8 protein-coding genes and 1 pseudogene are annotated in these 7718 nt (G+C 67.7%); 3 read left to right on the top strand and 6 right to left on the bottom strand.

Annotation, left to right across the window (positions count from 1 at the left end; genetic code table 11):
- On the top strand, positions 1–1242 hold a 1242-nt coding region (locus ACWC1K_RS48530; RefSeq protein ID WP_450840375.1), incomplete at its 5' end, for an RICIN domain-containing protein.
- A gap of 77 nt (positions 1243–1319) precedes the next feature.
- Positions 1320–1520: pseudogene (locus ACWC1K_RS48525) on the top strand (alcohol dehydrogenase catalytic domain-containing protein); the annotation flags it as partial.
- A 70-nt stretch (positions 1521–1590) separates the two neighbouring features.
- On the opposite strand, the gene ACWC1K_RS48520 reads toward ACWC1K_RS48525, so the two are convergent.
- From ACWC1K_RS48520 to ACWC1K_RS48500, 5 genes are all read right to left on the bottom strand, one after another.
- Positions 1591–1734 (bottom strand): hypothetical protein, encoded by a 144-nt coding sequence (locus ACWC1K_RS48520; protein ID WP_450840377.1) that lies wholly within the window; start codon positions 1732–1734, stop codon positions 1591–1593.
- A 120-nt stretch (positions 1735–1854) separates the two neighbouring features.
- Entirely contained in the window at positions 1855–2085 is a 231-nt protein-coding gene (locus tag ACWC1K_RS48515) for a hypothetical protein (RefSeq protein ID WP_450840374.1), read from the bottom strand.
- 548 nt (positions 2086–2633) lie between these two features.
- Complete coding sequence (locus tag ACWC1K_RS48510) at positions 2634–2837, bottom strand: hypothetical protein (protein ID WP_450840373.1); 204 nt, start codon at positions 2835–2837, stop codon at positions 2634–2636.
- 338 nt (positions 2838–3175) lie between these two features.
- Complete coding sequence (locus ACWC1K_RS48505) at positions 3176–4360, bottom strand: N(5)-(carboxyethyl)ornithine synthase (RefSeq protein ID WP_450840371.1); 1185 nt, start codon at positions 4358–4360, stop codon at positions 3176–3178.
- Between the two features lie 675 nt (positions 4361–5035).
- Positions 5036–5953 (bottom strand): NADP-dependent oxidoreductase, encoded by a 918-nt coding sequence (locus tag ACWC1K_RS48500; RefSeq protein WP_450840369.1) that lies wholly within the window; start codon positions 5951–5953, stop codon positions 5036–5038.
- Positions 5954–6671: 718 nt separating this feature from the next.
- Between ACWC1K_RS48500 and ku the strand changes: the two genes are divergently transcribed.
- Complete coding sequence (gene ku / locus ACWC1K_RS48495; protein ID WP_450840376.1) at positions 6672–7409, top strand: non-homologous end joining protein Ku; 738 nt, start codon at positions 6672–6674, stop codon at positions 7407–7409.
- A gap of 93 nt (positions 7410–7502) precedes the next feature.
- Here ku and ACWC1K_RS48490 read toward each other — a convergent pair whose 3' ends face one another.
- Positions 7503–7694, bottom strand: a complete 192-nt coding sequence (locus ACWC1K_RS48490) for a hypothetical protein (RefSeq protein ID WP_450840367.1) — start codon at positions 7692–7694, stop codon at positions 7503–7505.
- Positions 7695–7718: the final 24 nt, after the last annotated feature.

Below are 7718 nucleotides of genomic sequence, written 5' to 3'. Positions count from 1 at the left end.
GACCGCGAGCCCAACCAGGGCGGCCTGGTACAGGCCCCGGACGGCACCTGGTACTTCGTCACCCACCACGGCCACGGTGACTGGGAGGGACGCGTGCTGTCCCTGCTGCCCGTGACCTGGATCGACGGCTGGCCCATCCTGGGCCAGGTCGGCACGGACGGCATCGGCACCATGGTGTGGACCGGCCAGGTCCCCGCCGGCGGCACCCCCGGTCTGCCGGTCGACGCGCTTCCCTCCGTGGTGACCAGCGACCTGTTCACCGACACCCGCCTCAAGCCGCAGTGGGAGTGGTACTACCAACCCCGCGCGGACCACTGGTCCCTGACCGACCGCCCCGGCTACCTCCGGCTGAAGGCGTTCGCTCCGCTGGCGACCGACAACCTGACCAAGGTCGGCAACACCCTCACCCAGCGGGTGCTGCGCACGGCGGGCGGCGCGACGGTGACCATCCGCCTCGAACTGGGCGGCCTCGCCGACGGCCAGCACGCCGGACTGTGCCACTACGCCGCCACCTACGCCGGGTTGGGCGTCCGCCGCTCCGGGGGCACCACCACGATCGCGCACAATGCCGGCGGCACCCTCACCAACGGCCCGGCGATCACGCAGAACTCCGTGTGGCTACGCACCACCTGGGACGTCAACGGCGTCAGCCAGTTCTCCTACAGCCTCGACGGCAACTCATTCACCTCGTTCGGCGGTACCTACCAGCTCACCTGGGGCGGCTACCGCGGCGACCGGATCGGCCTGTACACCTACAACCCCAACAACACCGGCTACGTCGACGTCGACTCCGTGCAGTACACCGTCGCCCCCACCAGGGCCTACAAATGCGTCAGCGTGCGCAGCGGCAAGGTCGCCGACGTCTCCGGTGGATCGACCGCGGACGGCGCCGGCCTGATCCAGTGGCCCGACAACGGCTCAGCGAACCAGCAGTGGACCTTCCAGTCCACAGCGGACGGTTACCACACCATCACCTGCGTCCGCAGCGGCAAGGTCCTCGACGTATCAGGCTCCTCGACCGCGGACGGCGCGCGGATCGTACAGACGACCGCGGACGGCCGCACCAGCCAGCAATGGCAACTGCGCCCGCTGACCGGGGGCGCGTTCGTCGTGGTCAATCGCAACAGCGGCAAGGTCCTGGACGTCAGCGCAGGCAGCACGGCCGACGGCGCCGCGCTGATCCAGTACACCGACAGGGGCAGTACCAACCAGCGATGGACCTTCCAGCGCGTCACCGGATAGTAGGGCCTGGTCAGGCTCACTTGTGGATGGTCTGGCTGCTGGCTGCTAGGTGTCGTTGTGGTGGTGTGAGACCGGATTCCGGCCGTGTCGTCCGCGTCGGCCCGGGCGTGGAGGGCTGGGCACCCGGTGACGCGGTGACCGTGATGCCGCTGCGCTGGGACGAGAGCTGCCCGGCCTGTCTGCGGGGGCATCAGCACATTTGCCAGCACCTGGACTTCATCGGCATCGATTCCCCGGGCGCGATGCAGCAGCGCAGGACCGCGTCCGCCTCGACGCTCGGTTCGCGATCACCGAAGCCGGGGCCGACGTCTGGGGTGGCGGACAGCACGACGACCAGTACGGGGCCGTCTACCAGAGCAAAGCGTTCAGCAGCGGCACCACCGCGACCGTCACGGTGGACCAGTTGGACGACGCCAACTCCTGGGCGAAGACCGGGATCATGGTGCGTAACGACAGGACGGCGGCGGGCAGTTCAGCGGGGTACGCGGTCATGGCCGTGACGCCGGGCAATGGAGTCGTTCTCGAGTGCGACTCCAACGGCGACGGGTACCTCACGGACTTGTTCGGTCAGGTCGAGTGGGGGCGTGGGGATGGGATGGCTCCTGCGCTGTTTCAGCGGCTTCGGGTGGTGGCCTGCGCGGCGGAGGGCAGGTGGCGGGGCGTGGTTCCGGGCGCGGTGCGTGGCCCGGCGGGAGGCGCGTCGATGACCGAGGCGAGGGCGGTGATGCCGACCGAGGTGAGGCGTACCCGGTCCAGGGGCGGGCCGCCGACGTAGGCGGCGGGTGCCGAGCGAGCGGTTCTCTCGGCCAGGCCCTTCGTCTCCAGGGCACGCAGGGTGCTCATCAGCACCTCGGGCTCGCGGGAGCGGGTGAATTCGCGACCCAGAGAGCTCGACGTGTCCGCAGGCGATCTCGGCCAGGGCCGTGCGGTGCATGGCGTTCAGCCGGTCGTCGGGGGCTGGTGCCGTGGCCCAGCGGCGCCGCCGGGTCTCGTCGGCCAGGGTCACGGCGCAGCCGACAGCGGCTTCCGGGGCCAGCGCGGTCGGCTCGCGAGCGGCCCCGACGTTGAGGTCCACCGAGGCGCTGGCAAGGAAGGCGAGCTGCCTCAGTCGCATGACCGCCTCGGTCAACTATTCAAAGCCAAGGCGGCGAGCGCATGCGGGAGTAACTCGACGCCATGAAACTCGTTCACGCGGCGATGCGGGCAGATCTGGGCGCAGACGAGGGAAGTTGATGCTTGCCAAGTGCCGAGCGGGATAGCCGGCGTGGCAACTTCACCGTGAGGGCCGGGTGGCCAAGTAGCTCTGCGAATGGCCACCTATCGCTGAGTGACCTCTGACAGGTGATCTTGACCGTTTGCCAGGTGAGTTTGACCGGTGGGAAGACCGCAGGTCAGGTGTAGACGTTGCGTCCGTACTCCTCGCGGCTCACCTGGAAGTCGTCCGGCCGGTCGCGGCGGAGCTCCTCGTACCGGACCCCGAAGATGTCGATCGCTTCATGGAGCGTGCAGCCGGACGCGTCCATGATCGCCTTGAGCGCCAGGACGATCCGATGGTCCAGGATGTGGCGGTCCACCTTCTCGGGCAGGTCTTCCATGGGCTGACCGTACAGACGGGCGTTCGACCGCGCCGGTCAATATCGCCTGGAAACCGGTCAAGATCACTTGACGGAGGGCGCTGAGTGTCACATGTGCAGGCGGCGGCCTGCCGTCTAGAATCGAACATGTGAACGATCCTGTCCGGTCGAGGCTTGTGCTGCTCCGCTTCCTGGAGCGGGTGCAGGAACGGGACCTGGCGCGCACTCGCCGGTGGATCGCCGACGAGGAGCGCCGTGAAGCCGAGCGGCAGCCCGGCCTCCAGGACCGCCCGCCAGCACCGGAGTGGCTGATCGAACTCGGGCTCAACCGCCATGCTCCGCCACCGGATGCCCCGCCGCTACGGCCGCGACGCCGCCCGGGTCTGGGTCTCCTCGTGGGCGTGCGGGTACTTTGCGGTGCGGTGCTGGAAAGCTAGCACCTTGGGGTTTTGGACGACGCCACGGCGGATCTCGATGGCGTGCCGAATCGTGTCGTCGGTGTCCCAGCCGTCGGGGCCCTGGAGCACGACGTCCAGATACGGCAGAAGGGCCTCGCTGTTCTCCCAGGTCGCGGAGTTCCACAGGTATGAGGGGCTGTGGTCCACCCCGTAGTACCTGACGTGGTCCCCGACGGTGAACATCGGGTCGTTGAAGGTGGTGGGCCGGGCCCAGTCGAAGCCCATGCCCTCGTCGCAGGAGACGTCGATGACCAGGGTGCCTGGGGCCAGCTTGGGCAGGTCCTCGTCTATCAGGAACATCAACGGCGCGGCGGGGTCCTGCAGCACACAGTTGACGATGATGTTGTGCCCGGCGAGGAACTCGGCCAGCGGCAGCGGGCCGTCCTCGGTGAGGGCGATGCTGCGTCGCGGGTCGAGGGTGTCGTCGGCCTTGTCGTGGTCGAAGTGGACGATCCGCGCGGAGTGGATGGGGGAGCTGACGGCGGTGACGCCACGCGCGGTGAGCACGTCGACGTCATGCACGCCCAGGGCGCTGAGTGCGGTCACCGCGCCGCGGGCGGTCGCTCCGAAGCCGATGACCACGGCACGCTGCCGCTGCCCGTAGTCGCCTGTCACGCCAATCAGCTGCATGGCGTGCAGGACCGAGGAGTACCCGGCCAGCTCGTTGTTCTTGTGGAAGACGTGCAAGTTGAAGGCGCCGCTGCGGGTCCAGTGGTTCATCGCTTCGAAGGCGATCAAAGTCAGCCGCCGGTCGATGGCGGTCTGGGTGAGCCTCTCGTCCTGGACACAGTGCGGCCAGCCCCACAGAACCTGACCCTCGCGTAGTTCCGCCAGGTCCTCGTGGAGCGGTTTGGCCAGCAGGATGACATCGCAGTCGGCGATGAGTTCCTCGCGCGTGCGGAAGCCCGCGATGAGCGGGGCGAGTCGGCTGTCCGGGACGCCGAAATGCTCTCCGTAGTTTTCCTGGAGGTAGATGCGCTTGCGGAGACAGGCGTCGATGCGGTCGAAATGAGCGGGGTGAACGGGCAGACGATGCTCGTTTTCCTTGCGGGTCTGCGACATGATTCCGAGCGTGAGCTGCTGCAAAATTCCCCTTTGGTTGCTCCCTGTCTAGCACACCGGGGCAATCCGGCAGCCAGTCGCGACGGGCGGGGCCAGGCGGAAGCCGGGCCCGGGCGACATACGCGTGGCCCCGTGCGCTTCCGGGCGGCGGCATCCGTCTCTGCGGCGATCGGGTCGCACGGCGCTGGCCAGCTCTGTCCGGTGCGGCCTCGGTCGCGCGGGCCTGAAGGGCGCTACGGCCCGACGACAAACAGCAATTCCCGCGAGAACGCGTGCCGGAGGACGTCCGGCACCATGCAGATGAGAAGGCCAATTGGGCTGTCCCGCTGTGCTCCCATCTCGCCAAGCCCGTCGGCGAATACGGGTCACGTCCCCTGTGATGGTGTAGGCGATCAATCGTCCGTAGTGGTCGGGGTGTTGGGGAGTGCATGGGTGGTGTGGTCGGCGTGTTCGGCGGCCTGGATCGTGGTGGCGCCTGTGGATAACCCCAACCTGGCCGGACGCTGAGCTGCACGGCGGCCCATAGGCCGACAATTTAGGGTCTCGCCGCGTCCGACAGATCGATCTTTTGCGACTTGGGCTTTTGTCTCACGGCCGTGTCACCATGATCAGTCTCAAGTCCGTGGCATGTCCTCGTCCCACACCGGGCAGGTCAGCGGTTGTCCAGCACACCCCCACTGTTGGTCCATTCCAGGGCGCTCAGGGGCGCACGCGAATGACGGTCTTGCCCTTGCGCCGCTCGGTCGGGTTGAGTGCAGGGACGGCGTCGTCGAGGGTCGCGACCGTTCCGATGTGCGTGCGAAGGCGCCCGTCCCGCACCCGGTCGACGATCTCCACCAGCTGACTCGGAACGGACTCGACGACGAAGTCGACCGCCAAGCCATCGACAGGGCGAGCCTCAACAGGCCCGACCACCGTCACCAGCGTCCCGCCAGGCCGGATGATTCTCGCCGAGCGCCTTTGGACGTCAGCGCCGATGACATCGAAGACCACGTCGACCCCGCCGATGTCGTCGAGATCCTCGGTGGCGAGGTCGAGGAACTCGTTCGCGCCGAAGTCGAGCGCCGCCTGGCGGTCCGCCGCCCGCCCGGTACCGATGACGTAGGCGCCGAACTCCCGGGCGAGCTGCGTAACCACGGACCCGACTGCGCCGGCGGCGCCGTGTGCGAGGACGCTCTGCCCCGCCTGAAGACGACCGTGCTGGAACAGACCTTGCCACGCGGTCAGGCCGGAGATCGGCAGGCTCGCACCCATCGTGAAGTCGACGTTCCCCGGCAGCGGCGCCAGGTTGCGTGCCTCCACGGCCGCGTACTCGGCCAGGGTTCCATCGCGGTGCCAGTCCGTGATCCCGAACACCCGCTGCCCCAGCGAGAGCCCCGTCGTGCCGTAACCGAGGGAGGTGACCACTCCGGTGAACTCGTGGCCGATGATCGCCGGGGCTCGATCGCGACCGGCGCGATCGACCCACGTCGAGGGCCACTCCCACTCCGCGGGGACGAAGCCCGACGCATGGACTTCAACGACGACGTCGTTGATCGCCGGCGTGGGCTCAGGCCGCTCCGCGAGTGTGATCCCGGCTGCTTCCGCGGCCGGATCCGTCGCGACGATTGCCTTCACTGCTACCTCCGTATATCCCGTGCTCGCCGCCTCTGTGCGCCGCCCAAGCCATTGAGTGGGCTGATGAGCCCGCAGAGGAACGGCAACAAGATCCGTCACCACAGACGGATGGACCTCTCAAACGCGTCGAGCCCAACCGGGAGCTCGACGAGCACCACACACCCAGGGCAGCAACACCCACGCACGCACTAGTCTCACGGCGATGTCATAGACGTCGGTACGACACGGCTCGTGCGATTACGACATCAGCCGTAAGACCCAACACTGGTGTACGGTCTCGCCATTCATGGCCGTTGTGGCACCGTGACCTGGGCTGCCTCTCTTTGTCTCCCACCGTAGTTGCGTCTCACGGGCTATGTCAGATCGTCGGGCCCTGACACTACGCTCCTACGGCAGGGCCACCCACGTGTACAGGGAGCCTCCGAGCGCCACAATGATGCTCACGAGCGCCAGCCATCGCCGCGAGTTCAATCCCAGGAAGGTCGGCGTAGGACCACGACCAGCCTGCTCATGCTGTTGGAGCCGCATTGACCCCAGAGCCAGAGCGTCGGCAAGGCGGCCCTGGAGGTCGGCGACAGCTTCGGCGCCGAGTTCTGCGGAGGCCCGCAGTCTCGAAGCCTCCAGGTCGGTTGCCGCCACACTGGCCGCCGCCAGCAGTCCGACAAAGCCAGTGAGACCGTACTGCTTCGCCTGAAAGGCAAGACCGTAGGCTCCTGAGATCGGCAAGGGCTACGAGTACGCCAAGGGCGAGGTCGTGGCGATCTCGGATGCGGAACTGCGGGAGCTGCCGCTGCCGACAGCGAAGGCCGTCGAGATCCAGGTCTTCGTACCGCTGGAGTCGATCGATCCGATCCGCATTGCCGAGGGCTACTACTTGGTGCCGGACGGACAGGTGGCGGCGAAGCCGTACAAATTGCTGCGGCAGGCCCTGGGCAGGTCATCGAAGGTGGCGATCGCCAAGTACGCATGGTCGGGCCGTGAACGCCTGGGCCTACTGCGGGTACGCGAAGACGTGATCGTCCCGCAGGTGATGCGTTGGCCTGACGAGGTCCGTGATCCGGTCGCCATCGACCCGCCCAGCGAGAAGGTCTCGGAGGAGGAGATCGAGGGGGCGCTTGCCCTCATCGACGGCATGACCCGAGACGACCTCCAGGGCCCTGAATTCACCAATGCCTACACCGAAGCCATGGCGAAGATCATCGAGGCGAAGCGGGAAGACAGGCCGCCGCCCGAAGCCCGGGAGCCCGAGCAGCCGGGCCAGATCCTGGATCTCATGGCCGCCCTCAATGAGTCCGTCCAGCAGGCCAAGGCCTCCCGCGGCGAGGACGCCGACATCCACGAGCTGCCGCAGAAGAAGACCGCCGCCAAGGAGACGGTGAAGAAGCAGCCGGCCAAGAAGACCACCGCAAAGAAGACCACGAAGAAGACGACGGCGCGCCGATCACGCAGCGCCTGAGGCAACGCGCCCGGCCGTGCGGCGGGGGAAACTGCTCCTGGGCTCCCGCCCCGCCCCCCGAGCCAGGGCGGGAGCCCGGTGCCACGAGTGCCGTCACCCGGGCGCCGGCGAACGCCACCGTGATCGCGGTGCCGCCACGAGCAGCGGACCGAGGTGGATGTGCGGCGGTGACAGCACATCGACCACGCAGACCGTGACGATCAGCCCCAGTGGGATGACGATCAGCCCGGGTGTGTGACCCGGCTGCCAGGAACCCAGGAAGTGCGGCCGTGGTCCAAGGGCCATGACCTAAGCGTCCCACCTGCTTCG

Source organism: Streptomyces sp. NPDC001492 (assembly GCF_053597275.1).
This window is presented reverse-complemented; position numbering and strand designations above follow the sequence as displayed.

Coding starts and splice junctions, on each gene's coding strand:
- ACWC1K_RS48520 (WP_450840377.1), bottom strand. CDS start 1,734: ATGACCGCGTACCCCGCTGAACTGCCCGCCGCCGTCCTGTCGTTACGC.
- ACWC1K_RS48515 (WP_450840374.1), bottom strand. CDS start 2,085: ATGAGCACCCTGCGTGCCCTGGAGACGAAGGGCCTGGCCGAGAGAACC.
- ACWC1K_RS48510 (WP_450840373.1), bottom strand. CDS start 2,837: ATGGAAGACCTGCCCGAGAAGGTGGACCGCCACATCCTGGACCATCGG.
- ACWC1K_RS48490 (WP_450840367.1), bottom strand. CDS start 7,694: ATGGCCCTTGGACCACGGCCGCACTTCCTGGGTTCCTGGCAGCCGGGT.